Genomic DNA, 17,994 nt, shown 5'->3' on the forward strand with positions numbered 1-17,994 from the left:
CCATGGTACTGCGTCTTAAGGCGCGGGAGAGTCGGTCGGCGCCAGGCCACCAGACCGGATCAAAAAACGGATACATCACCCACGCGGGGTGGAGCCCATCAGCCCAATGCGGGATGATGGGCTTTTGGTTTTCGTGGGCAGTGGAGATCATATCTTCTACCAAGCCCATTGTCGGCCCAGTCCAGGGGCATGCATCGCCTCGAAGGAGGCGATGGCGACAAAATCAGGTCACCCATGCCGCCTTGTGCTGAAAATCAATCTGCCTAAAAAGGCTTGCGTCTCGGCAGCTCCCTCGCACGTTGACGCCGCATGATCCTGCGACGACCTGAGGACGGTACCCGCCTCCTCATCCCCCAGCCCTCCCACGCCCTTCTCTCGGGCCAGATGATGGCCGAATGGCGCGCTCCAGGCTTCGCGCGGCCCGATCCGGCGCCCGAGGTTATCCTCGCCGCCGGGCAGCACGATATTGCTTGGCTGTCCTGGGAAACTGCTCCGACCCTCGACCCGGCGACGGGCCTGCCCCATGCTTTCACGAGCCTCGGCGCGGCGGTTCATGCTCCCATGTGGGCAAGGGGTGTGGAGATGGCCCGTGCCGCCTGGGGTCTTTGGCCCGCCTTGCTCATCTCACTCCACGGCACGCGTATCTATACGCAGTACATGAACCCTGAATGCCTGCCGCCGGATGACCACGCCGCGATCGACCGCAATGCCGCCAAGGAGGACGCACTGCAGGCCGACTGGATCGCCAAGCTCGGCGCGACGCCCGACCAGGTGAAGCAGAACTCCGCCCTCGTCGCGGTGACCGACGCCCTCTCGCTGGCCTTGTGCTTTGCCGATCCGGACAAGGCCGGAGAGGCTCCGATGCAGGATGGCAGCACCCGCAAGATGAAGCTCGTACGGCTGGAGACGTCTCGCTGGTCGCTGGACCCGTGGCCCTTCCGCGAGAGCACGCTGACACTGCGCTGCGAAGCCATCCGCCTTCCCGCCGGAATGCGCTGGACCGACGAAGAGGCAATGCGCCGCTACCTTCGTGATGCAGCCTGGAGCCCTTTGGCAGAAACACTCGTCCCGGCCTGACCCAGCGAGCGCCCGAAAGCATCGGGCCCTGCTTCGTTCCCACTCCCCTCGGTGGATCAAGCTCCGCCGGCCCGCTACCCCGAGCGGGCCGCCGATCTCACCCCGGGCCGCTTACCAGGCCGGGGCCGGGCAATCCCAACTCGCGGCGCAGCTCCTCGGTGTGCTCTCCCACGCCGGGGGCCGGGCGGCGCAATGGGGAGGGTGTCGCGGAGAAGCGCGGGATGACGTTGTGCATGGGGATTGCCCCCATCTCCTCATCCGCCACCTCGATGATGGCCTCCCGCCCCCGCACATAGGGGTGGTCGAGCAGTTCGGCGACGGAGTGAACCGGCCCGACGGTCACCCCGGCCGCGTCGAAGAGCGCGAGGTTCTCGGCCTGGCGTCGCAGGGCGACGAAGGCGCCGATGATGGCGTCCAGCTCGTCCCGGTTGGCGACGCGCGCTGCATTGTCCAGGAACCGTGGATCGGTCTTCAGCTCCGGCCGGCCGATCGTGTCGAAGATGCGCTCTGCCATGGACTGCATGGAGCCGGAGAGGGCGACATAGGCACCGTCCGCGCAGGCATAGACGTTGCGCGGCGCCGTGTGGGAGGACTGGTTCCCGGAGCGCATGGTCGGCTCTCCGGTCAGGCGCACATGCGCCGCCTCGGCCCCGACCATGGCGTGGATCGGCTCGAACAGGGAGAGGTCGATCACCTGGCCCGGCGCCTCGCCCCGCTCCACCGCGCGCAGTGCCGCCAGGATGGCGGAGGCGCCGTAGAGGCCCGCCACCATGTCGGCCATGGCGAGCGGCGGCAGGGTGGGTGGCTTGTCCGGATGGCCGTTCATGAAGGCCCAGCCTGACATCGCCTCCACCAGCGTGCCGAAGCCCGGCCGCAGCCGCCAGGGACCGGTCTGGCCCCATCCGGAGATGCGGAGGATGATGAGGCCGGGATTGCGGGCGTGCAGCGCTTCTGGCCCCAGCCCCCAGCGCTCCAGCGTCCCCGGGAGGAAGTTCTCGACGAGGACTTGGCTGCTGTCGATCAGGCGCAGCAGCAACTCGCGCCCTTCGGCCTCGTGGATGTCCAGCGCCACGCTGCGCTTGTTGCGGGAATAGACCTTCCAGAAGGTCTCGATGCCCTCGACGCGCCAGCTGCGGAGGTCGTCGCCCTTCCCGGGGCGCTCGATCTTGATCACGTCCCCGCCGTAATCGGCGAGCACATGGGTCGTCATGTTGCCGGCAACGAGGCGCGACATGTCGAGGATCCGCACCCCGTCGAGCGGCCCCCGGCCATCCGGCGCGAACTGCACCACAGCTGTCATGCGCTTCGCCTCAACCCATCATGATCAAAGGTTCGATCTCATCAAGCCGGTGCCACGGGTTCCAGCGCGGTGTGCGCCGTCCCCATCTTGGCCTGAGCGGCAGACAGGGTCGTATCGGCCAGTCACAGCATGGTCCAGCTTGGCCGGCAACCGGACACGGCCCGGTCGGGTCGATGGATCGCCGCAGGCCGAAAGCCCGTCAGGCAAGTCTCGGCAGGCGCGCGTGCTGCTCGCCGGAATCGGTGGGCTCGAGCTCGCAGGATGGGCGTCCGAAAGCCGGAAGGGTGTCCCCGCCTACCTCCGACCCGCGAACAGGCCCCGGATCGCCGCCTGGGTTGCCGGGGCCGCCGGTGCGTCAGTCCGGCTTGATGCCCGCCGCCTGCACGAGTTCGCTCATGCGGGTCCGGTGCTGGGCTAGCCAGGCGTTGAACTCCGCCCGGCGGTTGCCCATAGCCTGCGCCCCAAGCTGCTCCAGCCGCTGCCGGACCTCCGGCACCGCGAGCGCGGCCCGGGCCGCCTCGCTGATCTGGTCCAGCACGGCATCGGGCGTCCCGGCCGGTGCATAGAGCCCAGCCCATTCATTGATGTCGAAACCCGGATAGGTTTCGGCAATGGCCGGTATCTGCGGCAGGGGCGCGATACGGGAAAGGCTTGAGACCGCGAGCGGGCGCAGCTTCCCGTCCTGCACCAGCGCCAGCACGGCCGAGACCGAGGCGAAGGTAAAGCTGATCTGGTTGGCCAGGAGGTCCTGCACCGCCGGGCCGCCGCCTCGATAAGCGACCTGGGTGACGTCCATCCCCGCATGCCAGGCCAGGGAGGCGCAGGCGAGGTGCCCTGCCGAGCCGTTGCCCGGGGTGCCGTAGGAGAGCGTGCCGGGCTGCCGCTTCGCCAGGGCGACCAGCTCAGCGACGCTGTTCACCGGCAGGGAAGGGTGCACGGCCAGGATCTGCGGCGAGACGGTCAGCTGCGTGATCGGCGCGAAGTCCCGCGCGTAGTCGAAGGGCAGGTTGCGGTAGAGCGCGTGGTTCGAGCCATGCGCCGCCGCGTCCACCAGCAGATTGTACCCGTCCTTCGGGGCGCGTGCGATCTCGGCGGCGCCGATCGTGCCCGTCGCGCCGGGGCGGTTCTCCACCACCACGGGCTGGCCGAGGGACGCGGTCATGGGCGTGGCGATCAGCCGTGCCGAGGCGTCCGTGCTGCCGCCGGGTGCATAGGGCAGGACGATACGGAGGGGCCGTTGTGGCCAGGCGCCCTGGGCCCGTGCGTGGGGGAAGGGCAGGGCAAGGGCGGCCGCGCCCGAGAGCAGGCCGCGGCGTCGGATCTGGTGGTTCATCATTTCCTCCTTTGTTCAGCGTGGGCGTTGCTCGCGGGCGGCCCTCTGCGTGGCCTGCCCGGCAGCAGCGCTATCCTGCCAGGGCGAGAATCTCCTCCGCCCGGCGAACGACTGGCGGGTCCACCATCTTCCCGTCGATCGGGAAGGCGCCGCGACCTTCGGCCCGGGCCGCGGCATCTGCCGCCACCACCCGGCGCGCCCAGTCCAGTTCCTCCGCGCTCGGGGAGAAGGCCTCGTTCAAGGGCCCGACCTGGGAGGGGTGCACGATCAGCGCGCCGCGGAAACCCAAGCGGCGCGCCCGCCGGGCCATCTCGGCGAAGGCGGGTATGTCCGAGTAGGCGCCGATGCTGCCGACGAAGCCCAGGGGAAGGATTCCGGCGGCGCGGGCGGCGCAGAGCACGGCGTAGTTCGGCGTCAGAAGCGTGTCCGGCTCCGGCACGCCGCCCATGGCGGCGGAGTAGTCCTCGGGCCCGAGCGTCATCGCGGCGACGCGCGGGTGGGCACCGGCGATGGCCGGCAGCACGAACAGGGCCCCTGGAGTCTCGACCTGGAGGATCAGCCTGATCCCGCCGACGGGCAGGCCTCGCTCGCGCTCGAGTTCCGCGACGGTATCGGCGACGTCGCGGACGAATCCCGCATCCTCCACCTTTGGAAGCACCAGCGCTGCCAAGCCTGGCAGCACCGCGGCTTCCAGGTCCTGCCCGACATGCCGGAGATTGTGGTTCACCCGCACCATGGCCGCCGTTCCGTTGCGGGTGATGCTGGCGATGGAAGCCCGGAGCATCGCGCGCCCCTCCGGCTTCCTCTCCGCCGGGACCGCGTCCTCCAGGTCCAGGATCACGCCATCGGCACCGCGCTCATGCGCGCGGGCAATGAAACGCTCGACATGGGCCGGCACGAAGAGGAGCGAGCGCCAGCGCGGTGCGGTCGTTGTGCTCATTCGGCATGATCCCTTCAGGTGGTGACCTGACGTAGCAGAGGCTGCCCTGGCAGGAAGAGCGCGAATGCCGACGCCATCCCGGATGTCGCGATCGTGCCAGGGGTCATGGGGTCCAGTGTACCGTGTCCAGGCCATGGCGCGAGGGGTGCGAAAGGGAAGGGGATACCCGCGTCTCCATACGCAGGGGCGCGAGGCGCTGGATGGAGGCGACCCGGGCTGGCGTCCGGAGGAGGATGCACCAGTGCGCGGTGCGCGGCCGCCTATGTTCGCGCTTTCCGAGACTGACCGCACCGTCATGCGATCCTGCAACAGCATAGCTGATCCGCTCCGAAACCTCAGATGGACAGCGTGTACCCGATCCGGTTCGCAGCATTCCTGATATGCGCCGCCATCGCGTCCTTCGCCGCCCCTGCGGAGCCGGACGAGATGGCGTCCTGAATCGCTGCATGCTCGGCGAGCGTCACCTCGATGATCCGGCCCACGAAACTGCCCGGGCGCGCCCGCGTCGCCAGGATGGTTTCCCGGATCTGGTCGGACAGAAAGCTCACAACCGCGGCGATCTGCGCATTGCCGGTCGCCCGCGCGATGGCGCGATGAAAGTCCAGATCGGCGTCAACGCCGCCTGCCTCGCCCTCCGACTCCCGCACCATGCGCTCGTAGGCGTGGGCGATGGCCGCGAGGTCGGAATCGCTCCGCCGTTCCGCCGCCAATCCCGCGGTCTGGATCTCCAGGATGGCGCGCAGCTCGAAGACGTTGCCGAAGGTCGTGCGATCGCTCAGCAGCTCCGCGTCGAAGCGGAGCACGCCTGTTCCCTGCGCGCGTGCGACGAAGGCCCCCACGCCCTGGCGCGACTGCACCAGCCCGTCCGCCCGGAGGCGCGAGATCGCCTCGCGGACCACGTTGCGGCTGACGCCGTAAAGATCCGCGAGCGCCTGCTCCGCGGGTAGGCGCTCGCCCGGCTTCCAGCGCCCTTCGGCAATGGCCCCGGCCACCAGCGAGGCGACGCGGGACGGGAGCTGCGGCGCCCGGCTGATGCGGTCGTTCATCGCCCTTCCGACATATCCGCCATGTTACGCGAACAGGCGCCCGGGGCTCATGCGGTTGTGCGGATCGATGCCGGATCTGAGCGCACGCAACAGGTCGCGGTCCTCCGCGGACAGGCGCTGCTCGAAGGGTTCCCGCTTGACCCGCCCGATGCCGTGCTCCGCGCTGATCGAGCCGCCGAAGCGGTCCACGAGCGCGAAGATCAGCGCCTCCCCCTGTTCGAGAAGCGCGTGCACCTCTGCCTCCGGCAGCCCTTTCGGCGGCAGCAGGTTGTAGTGGATGTTGCCATCGCCGACATGGCCGTACACCACCGGCAACGCCGCCGGCAGATGCCGCGCCAACTCGGCATCGGCCTGCTCCAGGAAGCCCGGCAGGCAGGAGATCGGCACGGACACGTCGGTGCGCAGGTGTCGCCCGTGCCGGTGCTGCGCCTCCACCAGGCCTTCGCGGATGCGCCAGAAATCTGCCGCCTGCGCCTGACTGGTGGCCACTATGCCGTCCAGGATCCCGCCGAGTTCCATGCGTCTCGCGAGGAAGCGTTCCGTCAGCTCGGCAAGATCGACCAGCCCGCATGCCGAGGCTTCCATGAGCACATAGACAGGGGCCGGCGTGGGGAGCGGGTCCCGCAGTCCCGGGATGGCGCGAAGCGTGAGGTCGATGCAGCCCCGCGGCATCAGCTCGAAGGCCGATAGCAGGTCGGAAAGGTCGCGCCGTGCCGCCGCGTAGAGGCCCATGGCGGCGGAAACGGAGTCCAGGCCGAGCATGACCGTCTGCACCTGCGTCGGGCGCGGGAAGAGCTTGAGCACCGCCGCGGTCACCACGCCGAGCGTTCCCTCGGACCCGATGAAGAGCTGCTTCAGGTCGTAGCCCGTGTTGTTCTTGCGCAGGCTGCGCAGCCCGTTCCAGATCCGGCCATCCGGCAGCACGACTTCCAGGCCCAGCACGAGATCACGCGCCATGCCATAGCGCAGCACGTTCACCCCGCCGGCGTTGGTGGCGATGTTGCCACCGATCTGGCAGCTCCCCTTCGCGCCGAGCGAAAGCGGCAGCAGGAGGTCATGCTCTTGCGCGACGCAGTGCAGCGTTTCCAGCACGCAGCCCGCTTCCGCGACCATGCTGAAGTTGACGGGGTCTACCGACCGCACGCGGTCCAGGCGCTCCAGGCTGAGCACGAGCTCGTTGCCGGAGGGGGATGGTACGGCGCCGCCGACCAGGCCGGTGTGCCCGCCCTGCGGCACCACGGGCACGCCTTCCCCGGCGCATAGCCGCAGCACCGCCGCCACCCCGGCCGTGTCCGCGGGCCGCGCCACGGCAAGCGGGATCCCGGCCAGGTCGCCGGACCAGTCCGCGCAGTAGCGCGCCAGCCGCGACGGATCGGTGACCACTCCCTGAGGGCCGAGAAGCTCCTGCAGCTTGCTGGAAAACTGGCCCTGGTTCTTCAAGCGGAGGTCTCCGTTCGGCCTGCAGGCGGTCGGCGGCCGCCTATCGGGAGGGTCGTGCTGCTTCTCCGCTCCACATTTGCTTGTCCTACAATAGGACGACGTGCCAGAGTTGGGCAACAGAGAAGCGACCGGTGCCGCCGCGCCGGAAAGCTTCCGCTTACCGGGAGAGACGACCATGGAGCCGCACACGGTGGGCAAGCGCGCCCTCCTTCCCGTCGCACCGCCCCGCGCGATCCCGCAGTGCATGACCGGTTCCATGACCTGCCGTGGAACAGCCATCGCAGCCCCGGACACCTCGCCTTGAGGCCGGGTTTCCAGATGCAGGCGGCGGAACCAGCCCGGTGACCAGCCCCTCTGCGATGCCCCCCGGGGCGACGCACTGCCTTCCGGCCCGCGAGGCGCAGGGCGACGGGCTCCTGGGGCGCAAGAATGTCGATCTGGGCACGGCCCCGGGTGACAGCGCGGTGCTGCCCATCATCGACGCCCACCAGCACTTCTGGGACCTGGACGCCAACTACCATCCCTGGCTCTGCGACCCCGAGCCGATCCCGTTCCGCTACGGCGACTACAGCGCGCTGCGCCGCAACTATCTTCCCGCCGACTACCGGGCCGACGCGGCCGGGCTTCCTGTCGTGGGCACCGTCCACATGGAGGCCGAGTTCGACCCGGCCCACCCGGTCGCCGAAACCAGTTGGTTGGAGCAATTGGCGGAGCGGGAAGGGCTGCCCAGCGCCTGCGTCGGCCAGGCCCGGCTGGACGATCCGGAGGTGGACGCGGTGCTGGCGGCGCAGGCGGCCCGCCCCCTGGTGCGCGGCATCCGCCACAAGCCGCGCGCCGCCGCGCGGCCGGAGGATGCGCGACGGGGGGCGCCGGGCTCGATGGACGATCCGGCCTGGCGGCGCGGCTACGCCATGCTGGAGCGGCACGGGCTGAGCTTCGACCTGCAGACACCCTGGTGGCACCTGGACGCGGCCTTCGACCTGGCACGCGACTTCCCGGGCACGCCGGTCATCGTGAACCACACCGGCCTGCCGGCGGACCGGAGCCCCGATGCCCTGCGTGCCTGGCGCAACGCACTCGACGCCCTGGCCCGCGCACCCAATGTCGCGCTCAAGGTCTCGGGTCTCGGCCTGCCGGGCCAGCCCTGGCGGGCGGAGGCCAATCTTCCCGTAATTCGCGAAGCCATCGCGGTCTTCGGACCCGACCGCTGCCTCTTCGCCAGCAACTTCCCAGTGGACGGCCTGACCGGCCGCTTCGACGCCATCGTGGACGGCTTCCTCCAGGCGATCGCCGACCGCCCGGAGGCCCAGCGCCGCGCGCTGCTGCACGACAACGCCGCGAGGATCTACCGCCTGTAGGAACGCGCCAGGGGGACGGGAGCGGCGCACCGGCGCTTGCGTCCCCGGCCCGCGACGGAAAACACGAAACGGGAGGAGCACCGTATCATGCTTGGACGACGCAGCATCCTCGGCCGTGCCGCCACCCTGGCCGGCACCGCCTCGCTCGGCCTCACCGGCGAGGCACTGTCCCGCTGGTCCCGCGCCTGGGCGCAGGAGCAGCCCTTCAAGCCCGAGCCGGGGGCGCAGCTTCGCTTCCTCCGCTGGAGCCGCTTCCTCGACGCCGAGGACAAGGCCACGACCGAGAACATCCGCGCCTTCACCGAGGCGACCGGCGTGCCCGTGCGCATCGACAACGTGTGGCAGGACGACGTGCAGCCGCAGCTCAGCGTCGCCGCCAATGTCGGCAGCGGCCCCGACCTTGCGTGGACCCTGCACACCACGCCCCACCTCTTCGCCGACAAGCTGCTCGACCTCTCGGACGTCGCCGACCACATCGGGGGCAAGTACGGCGGCTGGTACCCGCTGATCGAGGGGTACGGGAAGCGCAACGGGCGCTGGATCGGCATCTCCAACGTCGTCATCGGCGTGCTGCCGGTCTACCGCGTGTCCGCGATGAAGGAGGCGGGGTTCCAGAGCTTCCCGACCGACACCGACGGGTTCCTGAAGCTGTGCACGGAGATGAAGCGGATCGGCAAGCCCGCGGGCTTCGCCTTCGGCCGCGCGCCGAGCGACGGCAATTCCTTCTGCCATTGGCTGCTCTGGTCACATGGCGGAAGGTTGGTGGACGAGAACAACCGCGTCGCGCTCAACAGCCCGGAAACCCTGCGCGCCCTGGACTACGCGCGCGCCCTCGCGCCCAGCCTCATCCCGGGTACGGTGTCCTGGACCGATGCCTCGAACAACAGCGCCTTCCTGGGCGAGCAGGTCTGGCTGACCAACAATTCCGTCTCCGTCTACGCCAAGGCGCGCGCGGACCGGATGGCCTTCGCCGACGACATCGACCACGCGAACTGGCCCATCGGCCCGGCCGCGCAGCCGACCGAGATGCACCTCGTCTATCCCTTCATCGCCTTCCGCTACACGCGCTACCCGAACGCGGCGAAGGCGTTCCTCACCTTCCTGCTGGAGAAGCCGCAATACGAGCGCGTGCTGGACGGCTCCGTGGGCTACCTCAGCCACGCCCTGCGCGCCTATGAATCGAGCCCGCTCTGGGACCGGGACCCGAAGATACGGGTGTTCCGCGACGTGGCGGCGCGGGGGCGCTCGGTCGGCCATGCCGGCACGCTCGGCACGGCCTCCGCGGCGGCCCTGGCGGAGAACATCGTGTCCGACATGTTCGGCGAGGTCGTAACCGGGCAGTCCTCGCCACAGGACGCCGCCCGCAGCGCCGAGCGGCGCGCCCAGCGCATCTACCGGAGCTGAGCGGCATGGCGAGTATCGGCTTCATCGGCCTGGGCACCATGGGGCGGGGAATGGCGGCGAACCTTCTCGCGGCCGGCCACGAGCTGCACGTCCACGACATCAGGCGCGAGGCGGTGGAGGAGTTCTCCGCCCGCGGCGCCAAAGCCGCCGGCTCGGTGGCCGAGGCGGCGCGCGACGCGGAGGCCGTGGTGCTCATGCTGCCCGACACGCCGCAGGTGGAGGAGGTCGTGCTCGGTCCCGGTGGGCTGGTGGAGAGCCCGCCGGCGGGGCGGCTCGTCATCGACATGAGCACGATCTCGGCCGCCGCCGCGCGGAGCATGGCGGCGCGGCTGGAAGCCGTGGGCACGGCGATGGTGGACGCACCCGTCTCTGGCGGCCCGCAGGGGGCGGAGAGCGGTAGCCTCTCCATCATGGCCGGCGGGACGGGGGCGGGCTTCGCGGCGGCGCAGCCCATCCTGGCCGCGCTGGGCACCACGGTGCGCCATGTGGGCCCGCCCGGCGCGGGGCAAACGGTGAAGGCGTGCAACCAGCTCGTCTGCGCCATGAACCTGCAGGCGATCTGCGAGGCGCTGGCGCTGGGCCGCGCCGCCGGGCTGGACCTGGAACTGTTGCGGGAGGTGCTGCTGGGCGGCGCCGCGTCCTCCTGGATGCTGCAGAACCTCGGGCCGAAGATGATCGCCAGGGACCCGAGCGCGGGCTTTCGCATCGACCTGAAATTGAAAGACCTGCGCCTCGCCGGCGAGCTCGGCTTCCAGCACGGTCTGCCGCTGCCCGGCCTCGCCCTGGCGACCAGCCTGTACCTGGAGGCCCGGGCGCATGGCGAGGGCGCCAACGGCAACCAGGCCCTGTTCCGCGTGTATGACCGCCTGACGAATCAGGCCGGGGAGGCCTCGTGATGCCCGAACCCCGCATCGGCTTCCTCGGCATCGGGATCATGGGCGAGGCGATGGTGCTGCGCCTGCTGGAGCGCGGCCATCCCGTCACCGCCTGGAACCTCGAGCCGGAGCGCCTGGAGCGCGTGGTGCCGCACGGCGCCGTGGCCGCCCCCACCCCCGCCGCGGTCGCCGCGGCGAGCGACGTGGTCATCCTCTGCGTGCTGCACACCGAAGCCGTGGCGCGCTGCGTCTTCGGGCCGGACGGCATAGCCTCGGCCGGACCGGCCGCCGGCAAAGTCCTGCTCGACCACTCCACCGCGGATCCCGCGGCCACGCGCGAGATGGCGGCGCGGCTGCGCGCGGAGACCGGGATGGGCTGGGTGGACGCGCCCGTCTCCGGCGGCCCCCAGGCCGCACGCGCCGGCACGCTGACAATCATGATGGGCGGCGATCCCAACGAGATCTCGGCCCTCGACCCGGTGCTGCGCGACCTCGGCACCAACGTCACGCGGATGGGACTGGTCGGCGCTGGGCAGACCACCAAGGTGCTGAACCAGGCGATTGTGGGCACCGGCTTCGTGCTGATGGCCGAGGCCCTGGCCATGGCGGAAGCGGCGGGGCTCGACGCCGGCGCCCTGCCGGCCGGGCTCGCCGGCGGCCACGCGGACGGCTCGCTGCTGCAGAAGATCTACGCGCAGATGCAGCGCCGCGACTTCGAGCCGCCCACCAGCTACGCGCGCCAGTTGCTGAAGGACCTCAAGGCCGTGAAGGCCTTCGCCCACGACCTGGATCTGGAGCTGCCGCTGGTGGAAACCGCGGTGGCGCGCTTCGCCGACTACGTGGCACGGGGCAACGAGATGGTGGACAGCGCTTCCGTCATCCGCCTGTACCGGCCGGACCCTTGATGGCGGCGCGCGACGGCGCCGCAGGACATCGATCGTCACACAGGGAGGAAAGAAGAACGCCATGACCCGCATGACCCGCCGTGCAGCGCTGGCCACAGGCACCCTTGCCGCCGCCGCGCTGTCCTTTCCCCGACCGTCCCTCGCCGCCACGCTGCGCTACGCGCATGTCGGTTCCGAGGGCGATGTGCAGACGCGCTTCGCCACCGAGTTCGCCGCACTGGCGCGGCAGAAGAGCGGCAACAAGACCGAAATCCGCGTCTTCCCCAACAGCCAGCTCGGCGGCGTGTCGGAGATGGTGGACGGCATCCAGGCCGGCTCCATCGCCGCCGGCCACCACGAGTTCGCCTCGCTGGCCAAGTTCGTGCCGGAGCTGGGCGTGTTCAACGCGCCCTATGTCTACCGCGACGGCGCCCATGCCCTACGCGCCACCGACCCCGCCTCGCCCGTGCTGGCGGAGTTGAACGAGAAGCTGGTGCGCGGGGGCGGGCTGCGGATCATCGGGCGCCTTTACCGCGGCCCGCGGCACATCACCGCGAAGTTTCCGGTGCGCCGGCCCGAGGACCTGCGCAACCGCGCTTTTCGCGCCGTGCCCATCGACCTCTGGGTCTCCATGGTGAAGGGATTCGGCGCGGTGCCGACCCCGGTGGAGGTGGCGGAGCTGCCCACCGCGCTGATGACCGGCACGGTGATCGGGCAGGAGAACCCGCTGACCATGATCAACGCGAACCGGCTCTACGAGGTGCAGTCGCACGTGTCGCTGACCGGGCACATGCTGTCCCTTCTCGCGGTCTTCGCCAACGAGCGCACCTGGCAGCGCCTGCCGGCCGATGAGCGCGAGGCCATCTCCGCGGCGCTTGCGGAGAAGGCGCAGGAGTCCCTCGGCTGGGCGGAAGCAGCGGATCAGGCCCTGGTGGCCGAGTTGCGGGGGCGCGGCATGACCGTGATCACCGAGGCGGAGGGGCTGGACAAGGCCGCCTTCCGCACGGCCGTGCAGGCCCAGGTGAAACGGGACTTCCCGGCCTGGTCGCCCCTGATCGACCGGATCGGCGCCATCGCCTGACATGCCGGTGACCACCGGGTGGCGCCGTTGCGCCGCCCGGCCTCTCCTTTCCCGCCCAGCCCGGAGCCACCCACGCCCATGCGCATCCTCAAGGCCGTGCTCGGCGCGCTCTCGATCGCGCTGATGCTGGGGCTGGTCGCCCTGCCGACCGTTCAGATCCTGGTGCGCGAGGTGTTTCAGTTGCCGATCTTCGGCCTGGACGAGGTGGCGCGGCTCTTCATGATCCTGGGTGTCTTCGTGGCCTACCCGCTGGTGATCGACGCCGGCGAGAACCTGGTGATGGGCGAGTTCAAGGCGGCGCTGCCGGCCAAGGCCCTCCGGATCGTCGACCTGGTGATCGGCCTGTGCTGCGCGGCGGCTTGCCTGGGCATGGTCTGGGCGCTGTGGGAAGCGCTGGCCGCCAACCCGCGCAACCGCACGCCGACGCTGGGCATTCCGTTCTGGATCTATCTGGGCGGCGCGGCGGTGGGCTTCGGCGGTGGAGCACTGCTGCACCTGGCGCGGCTGGGACGACCCCAGTCCGAGGCCAAGATCGTGACCGCGAGCTGACGCGCCGCGATGCTTGGCTATCTCGTCATCGCCGGCTTCATGGCCCTGTTCATAGCCGGCTTCCCCATCGTCTACGCAATCCTGATCCCCTGCATCGGCTACGTGCTGATCGAGGACCTGCCGCTGACGTTGCTGGCGCAGCGCGTGACCTACGCCCTGGACAGCTTTCCCCTCGTCGCCGTGCCCCTGTTCATCTTCGTGGGCAACCTGATGAACCTATCGGGGATCACCGACCGGATCTTCAACTTCGCCGACACGCTGTTCAGCCGCATCCATGGTGGGCTGGCTCAGGTGAATATCCTGGGCAGCCTGATCTTCTCCGGCATCTCCGGCGCCGCGCTGGCGGATATCGCCGGACTTGGTCGGGTGGAGATCAAGGCGATGCGCGAGCGTGGCTTCGATGCACCCTTCGCCGCCGCCGTGACCGCCTCCTCCTCGCTGCTTGGGCCGATCTTCCCGCCCTCGATTCCGCTGATCGTCTACGGTTCCGCCACCTCGGTGTCGGTGGTGCAGCTTCTGCTGGGCGGTATCCTGCCGGCGGTGGTGTGCACGATATTCCTGATGATTGCTGCAGGTATCGTCTCGGTGCGCGCAGGTTACCCTCGAGCACCGCGCTGGCCGACTTTGCGAGAAGCGTGGGAAGCCACCTTGCCTGCCTTCCCGGCCCTGATGGCGCCGGTGCTGATCATCCTGGGCATGCTGATGGGAGTCTTTACCCCGACAGAGGCTGCGGCCGTAGCGGTGCTCTACGTGCTGTTCGTGGGCTTCGTCGTGCATCGGGAGATGACGTGGCAGCACGTGCTGGTCTCCGCCCTGCTCACCGCGCGCAACACCGCGGCCATCCTGGTGATCGTGGCGGCGGCGGCGATGCTGGGCTGGATCCTGTCAGTGGAGCAGATCCCGCAGGAGTTCTCGGCTTTCGTCACCGGCCTGTCGAACGACCCGCTGACCCTCTTGGTTCTGGCCAACGTCATCTTCTTACTGGCTGGCATGTTCCTCGACAGCACCACCGCGACGCTGCTGATCGTGCCGATCGTTGCCCCGCCCCTGGTAGCGGCCGGGGTGGACCCGGTACATCTGGGCCTAGTCGTGGTATTCAACCTGATGATCGGCCTGCTCACGCCACCTATGGGGCTGGCGCTGTTCCTGATGGCCGATATCGCGGAGGTCAGCATGCGCCAGCTGCTGCGCGCGTTGGTGCCCTTCTACATCCCGTTGATCGTGACGCAGGTTGTGATCACGGTGTGGCCGGAGGTGGTCCTGGCGATCCCGCGGATGATCCGCTGACGGCGAAGGACGCGCCCGGGACGCGCGTGAACCTCGCCTATGCAGATCGAGGCTGCACCCGCGGGGGGGCCTGCACAGGCAAGAGCCGCAAGTGCCATCGTGCTCAAGATCGTCCAATGTTCGAGAACACGCGTGGCTTCGTGCTACTTCCCTGGAGGTGGGTGGTCGAGCGCCCCTTCGCTCGGCTCGCCCGCTTCGACCGCCCTCCCGCGACTACGAAGGCCTACCCGAAACCCTCGCCGATCTGCACCTCGCAGCCTTCACCATCCTGTTGCCGAGCCCGCCGCAGAACTCGCCATCAGTGCGTACCGCCTTCAGAATTGCGGCATAGGCGGCAGTGGTTCCATCGGCGCGTTGAACCAGCGCTGGTGAATCTTCGCCAGCTCGCCGGTATCTACGATCGACTTGATGAACGTGTTGGACCAGTCCCGCAGTGCCTCATCCTGCTTCCGGAAAGCCATGCCGTTTGCCTGAGCGCGCAAGGTGAACTTCGGCTCGATCTGCAGGTTGGGGTAGCCGGCCGTTAGCTGTGCCAGCACGGTGTTGCTGGCGCCGATAGCCTGAGTCTGGCCGGAGATAATCGACTGCGTGGTGGTTGCGTCGTCGTCGAAGCGCATTAGTCGTATCTCCCTGGGCGCGATCGCACTGACGGCCAGATCCTGGGTGCTGGCTCGCGCAACGCCGACACGAACACCTTTCAAATCGTCAGGCCCGGCGATGCGCATCGACTTCGGCGCGAGAATATAGGTGACCAGTGCGCTGTAGGGGTTGGAGAAGAGTACTTGCCTCGCACGTTCCTCAGTGATGCCGAAGGTGGCAATCAGCATGTCGACCTTATTGGTCAACAGAAAGGGGATACGATTGGGGCCGGTAACCGGTACGATTTGTAGTTCTACCCCCAGCTCCTTCACCAACAGTCGGGCGACGTCAACGTCGTAACCAGCGGGATTCTGGTTGCTGTCGGTGCCACCGAAGGGCGGATAGTCGGTTAGCACACCGACCATCAGCCGTCCGCGCCGCTTGATTTCCTCAGGCGTCGCTGCACGCGCCGCACCGAAGCCCACCGGCAGCAGCGTCCCTGCGGCGCCGAGGGCGATGCTACTACCCAGCCCACGGCGGGTGATCCCATGCGAGGTGGTCATGCTGTCGTTTCCTCTTTGATGTGCCGGCCTCACCTGGTGGCCATGGCGAGTTTCTGTTCCATCCGCCGTCCGTAGAGCGAGAGTGGCCAGCAGATGATGAAATAGGTCAGCGCCACCAAGCCGAAAATGGTGAAGGGCTGGAAGGTCGCGTTGTTTACGACCTGCGCGGCGCGCGTTAGCTCAACGAAACCGATAATAGAGGCGAGGGAGGTCGCCTTGACGAGCTGTACCAGGAATCCAACAGTTGGCGGGATGGCGATACGAAAAGCCTGCGGCAAGACGATATGCCGCATCTGCCGCCAGTAGCGCAGGCCGAGAGCGGAGGAGGCCTCCCACTGGCCCCGAGGCACCACCTCGATGCAGCCCCGCCAAATCTCGCCGAGGAAAGCGCTTGCATGAAGCGAGAGGCCAATGGCGGCCGCGCCCCAGGGATCGACGTTGAAACCGAAGATGCTCGGAACGAAAAAGGCGAGGAAGAGCTGCATCAGTAGGGGAGTGCCCTGGAACAGCTTGATATAGGCGATGGCCGTCCAGCGCATCCAATCGAAGCGGCCGGTGCGCATCAGTGCGATCAGTATCCCCCCGACCGCACCACCAGCGAAGGCGACCATCGAGAGTATTAGCGTCCATCGTGCCGAGAGGAGGATGAACCAGATCTCGTTACTCCCGAAGCCGCGCATGATCTACCACCTCAGCGCGAAGCTGGTCGCGCAAGGAAAGCGCGTTCAACCCAGGCGAAGACGCCCCAGAAAAACATTGACATCACAAGGTACATCGCCGTGACCACGAAGTAGACTTCGAAGCTTCGAAAGTTACGCGCCTGAATGTCGTTGCCCGCTGCGGTCAACTCGCTCGCCGCGATTGCCGAACATACGGATGAGTTCAGCATCAGTAGGATAAATTGACTGGTAAGGGAGGGGTATACCGCCTGTACCGCGGGCTTGAGCACGACAAGGCGAAAGATTTGTAGCGGCTTGAGGCCCAACGCGCGACCCGCCTCAATCTGCCCCTTGTGGATCGATTCAATGCCGGCGCGGATGATCTCGATCCCATATGCGCCGAAGTTGATTACCATGGCCAGCAGCGCAGCCTGATCCGCCTCAAGTCGAATGCCGATCGCAGGCAGGCCGAAGAAGACCATGAAGATCTGGATTAGGAATGGCGTATTTCGGATTATCTCGATATAGCCGTCTATGATCCAGCGCAGCCAGACCGGGCCATTGGCCTTTCCGAGCGCACCGAGTACGGCGACAATGAGTCCGATTGCCATGGACATTGCGGAAAGCCAAAGCGTGCGCAGCGCGCCCGCCAGCAGTTCATCCCAAGCTTCGAAGACTTGGCTGAACTCGAAGACGTAATTCATGAGCCGGCCAGCGGCGTGGCGCCGACGAGGCTTGGTCGGATGTATCGTGCCGCCATAGCTCCGCTTCCAATGACCGCTTCCTGCCAGCCCTTCGGGCTATCGACTTGGCGTCGGCCCCGCGTTTCTACGAGGCACCCGCGTCGAAAGGCTGACCCGGTTTGACATCGGTGGCAAGCGCTCACCCCGATGAGCCCTCAAGTTTCTCGGCAGCATCGTGATGGGGGAGCTGGACCTAAGGCTCCAGCAAGGGGGCTCCCGGGCAACCAATCGCCCACGAGGCTGCGGGTGTGCACGAGGCGATCAGGCCCACCGACGCCAGGACCCGCGACGTGTCGCCTCACAGTCCGGGCCTCATGGTGGCACCTCAAGCCCATCGACGAGCTCTCGCCGGGCGGAGGCCCTGCTCCGAAAAGCTGGGGCCCAAATGGAGGAAGACCTCCGGACCACTATCGGCGCTTTGCTCAATATCTTCGGCACGGCCGAGTGTCGGAATTTCCTCGTCAACTCGACCAGCGTTGCGAACGGCAACCTGGGCCCACGCGGGAGGATGATGCTAGCGGCGCGACATTCGTGCCGAGTTCAAGGAGCAGGCCGGAGGCCTGGACTGGGGTTGCACATCGCCGAGCGGTGCGCAGCGGTCCCTGATCAGCACGGGCATCCCCTCACCGTTAAATCTTGCCCGACGCTCGTGGGATCACCAGCCAAGGCTTCGCCATACAGGATGATTTTGTCCAGACAGGCTCGGGGATCCGCTCTATCACCGATATATCATATTTTGTTTCGTTACGGCGTGGCCCTAAGGTGATGATCCTGCCAGCCGCTATTGTCCTGATTCCGTAGTTCCTCCGATCTGCTGAGTTTGGAGGCAGAAGCGCTGGATGGCGGCGAGGATATTGTCGGCGGACTTGGTCCAGC

The 17,994-nt window shown here is 68.1% G+C and carries 16 protein-coding genes; 8 read left to right on the top strand and 8 right to left on the bottom strand.

What is annotated here, in order from left to right:
- The first annotated feature begins 309 nt into the window (after nt 1-309).
- Nucleotides 310-1,077 (top strand): DUF3891 family protein, encoded by a 768-nt coding sequence (locus FHS87_RS22030; RefSeq protein WP_246418625.1) that lies wholly within the window; start codon nt 310-312, stop codon nt 1,075-1,077.
- Nucleotides 1,078-1,174: 97 nt separating this feature from the next.
- On the opposite strand, the gene FHS87_RS22035 is transcribed toward FHS87_RS22030, so the two are convergent.
- The 5 genes from FHS87_RS22035 to FHS87_RS22055 form a co-directional block, all read right to left on the bottom strand.
- Complete coding sequence (locus tag FHS87_RS22035; RefSeq protein WP_184521659.1) at nt 1,175-2,377, bottom strand: CaiB/BaiF CoA transferase family protein; 1,203 nt, start codon at nt 2,375-2,377, stop codon at nt 1,175-1,177.
- 355 nt (nt 2,378-2,732) lie between these two features.
- Complete coding sequence (locus FHS87_RS22040; RefSeq protein ID WP_184521662.1) at nt 2,733-3,710, bottom strand: Bug family tripartite tricarboxylate transporter substrate binding protein; 978 nt, start codon at nt 3,708-3,710, stop codon at nt 2,733-2,735.
- 70 nt (nt 3,711-3,780) lie between these two features.
- Entirely contained in the window at nt 3,781-4,650 is an 870-nt protein-coding gene (locus FHS87_RS22045) for an HpcH/HpaI aldolase/citrate lyase family protein (protein ID WP_184521666.1), read from the bottom strand.
- A gap of 335 nt (nt 4,651-4,985) precedes the next feature.
- On the bottom strand, nt 4,986-5,696 hold the full coding sequence (locus FHS87_RS22050; RefSeq protein ID WP_184521669.1) for a FadR/GntR family transcriptional regulator: 711 nt from the start codon (nt 5,694-5,696) through the stop codon (nt 4,986-4,988).
- Between the two features lie 24 nt (nt 5,697-5,720).
- Nucleotides 5,721-7,136, bottom strand: a complete 1,416-nt coding sequence (locus FHS87_RS22055) for an FAD-binding oxidoreductase (protein WP_246418626.1) — start codon at nt 7,134-7,136, stop codon at nt 5,721-5,723.
- Between the two features lie 341 nt (nt 7,137-7,477).
- Here FHS87_RS22055 and FHS87_RS22060 point away from each other — a divergent pair, with 341 nt between their 5' ends.
- From FHS87_RS22060 to FHS87_RS22090, 7 genes are all read left to right on the top strand, one after another.
- Complete coding sequence (locus FHS87_RS22060; RefSeq protein ID WP_221300280.1) at nt 7,478-8,494, top strand: amidohydrolase family protein; 1,017 nt, start codon at nt 7,478-7,480, stop codon at nt 8,492-8,494.
- Between the two features lie 87 nt (nt 8,495-8,581).
- Nucleotides 8,582-9,898 (top strand): ABC transporter substrate-binding protein, encoded by a 1,317-nt coding sequence (locus tag FHS87_RS22065; protein ID WP_184521672.1) that lies wholly within the window; start codon nt 8,582-8,584, stop codon nt 9,896-9,898.
- A gap of 5 nt (nt 9,899-9,903) precedes the next feature.
- Nucleotides 9,904-10,794, top strand: a complete 891-nt coding sequence (locus FHS87_RS22070) for an NAD(P)-dependent oxidoreductase (RefSeq protein ID WP_221300282.1) — start codon at nt 9,904-9,906, stop codon at nt 10,792-10,794.
- A complete protein-coding gene (locus tag FHS87_RS22075) occupies nt 10,794-11,678 on the top strand; it encodes an NAD(P)-dependent oxidoreductase (RefSeq protein WP_184521675.1) in 885 nt (294 codons plus the stop codon). The genes FHS87_RS22070 and FHS87_RS22075 overlap by 1 nt, the downstream gene beginning before the upstream one ends.
- 61 nt (nt 11,679-11,739) lie before the next feature.
- Nucleotides 11,740-12,738: a TRAP transporter substrate-binding protein gene (locus FHS87_RS22080; protein ID WP_246418627.1), complete on the top strand. Its 999-nt coding sequence runs from the start codon at nt 11,740-11,742 to the stop codon at nt 12,736-12,738.
- A 78-nt stretch (nt 12,739-12,816) separates the two neighbouring features.
- A complete protein-coding gene (locus tag FHS87_RS22085) occupies nt 12,817-13,287 on the top strand; it encodes a TRAP transporter small permease (RefSeq protein ID WP_184521678.1) in 471 nt (156 codons plus the stop codon).
- Between the two features lie 9 nt (nt 13,288-13,296).
- Nucleotides 13,297-14,574: a TRAP transporter large permease gene (locus FHS87_RS22090; RefSeq protein ID WP_184521681.1), complete on the top strand. Its 1,278-nt coding sequence runs from the start codon at nt 13,297-13,299 to the stop codon at nt 14,572-14,574.
- A gap of 314 nt (nt 14,575-14,888) precedes the next feature.
- Here FHS87_RS22090 and FHS87_RS22095 read toward each other — a convergent pair whose 3' ends face one another.
- Genes FHS87_RS22095 through FHS87_RS22105 form a run of 3 tightly spaced genes read right to left on the bottom strand, consistent with a single transcriptional unit; the run spans nt 14,889 to nt 17,079 of the window.
- Nucleotides 14,889-15,716, bottom strand: a complete 828-nt coding sequence (locus FHS87_RS22095; protein WP_184521685.1) for a transporter substrate-binding domain-containing protein — start codon at nt 15,714-15,716, stop codon at nt 14,889-14,891.
- 29 nt (nt 15,717-15,745) lie between these two features.
- The gene (locus FHS87_RS22100; protein WP_221300284.1) at nt 15,746-16,396 is read right to left on the bottom strand and encodes an amino acid ABC transporter permease; all 651 of its coding nucleotides are present in this window, start codon (nt 16,394-16,396) and stop codon (nt 15,746-15,748) included.
- 11 nt (nt 16,397-16,407) lie between these two features.
- A complete protein-coding gene (locus tag FHS87_RS22105; RefSeq protein ID WP_184521688.1) occupies nt 16,408-17,079 on the bottom strand; it encodes an amino acid ABC transporter permease in 672 nt (223 codons plus the stop codon).
- Between the last annotated feature and the right edge of the window lie 915 nt (nt 17,080-17,994).

Source organism: Muricoccus pecuniae (assembly GCF_014199205.1).
GTDB classification, from domain to species: domain Bacteria; phylum Pseudomonadota; class Alphaproteobacteria; order Acetobacterales; family Acetobacteraceae; genus Roseomonas; species Roseomonas pecuniae.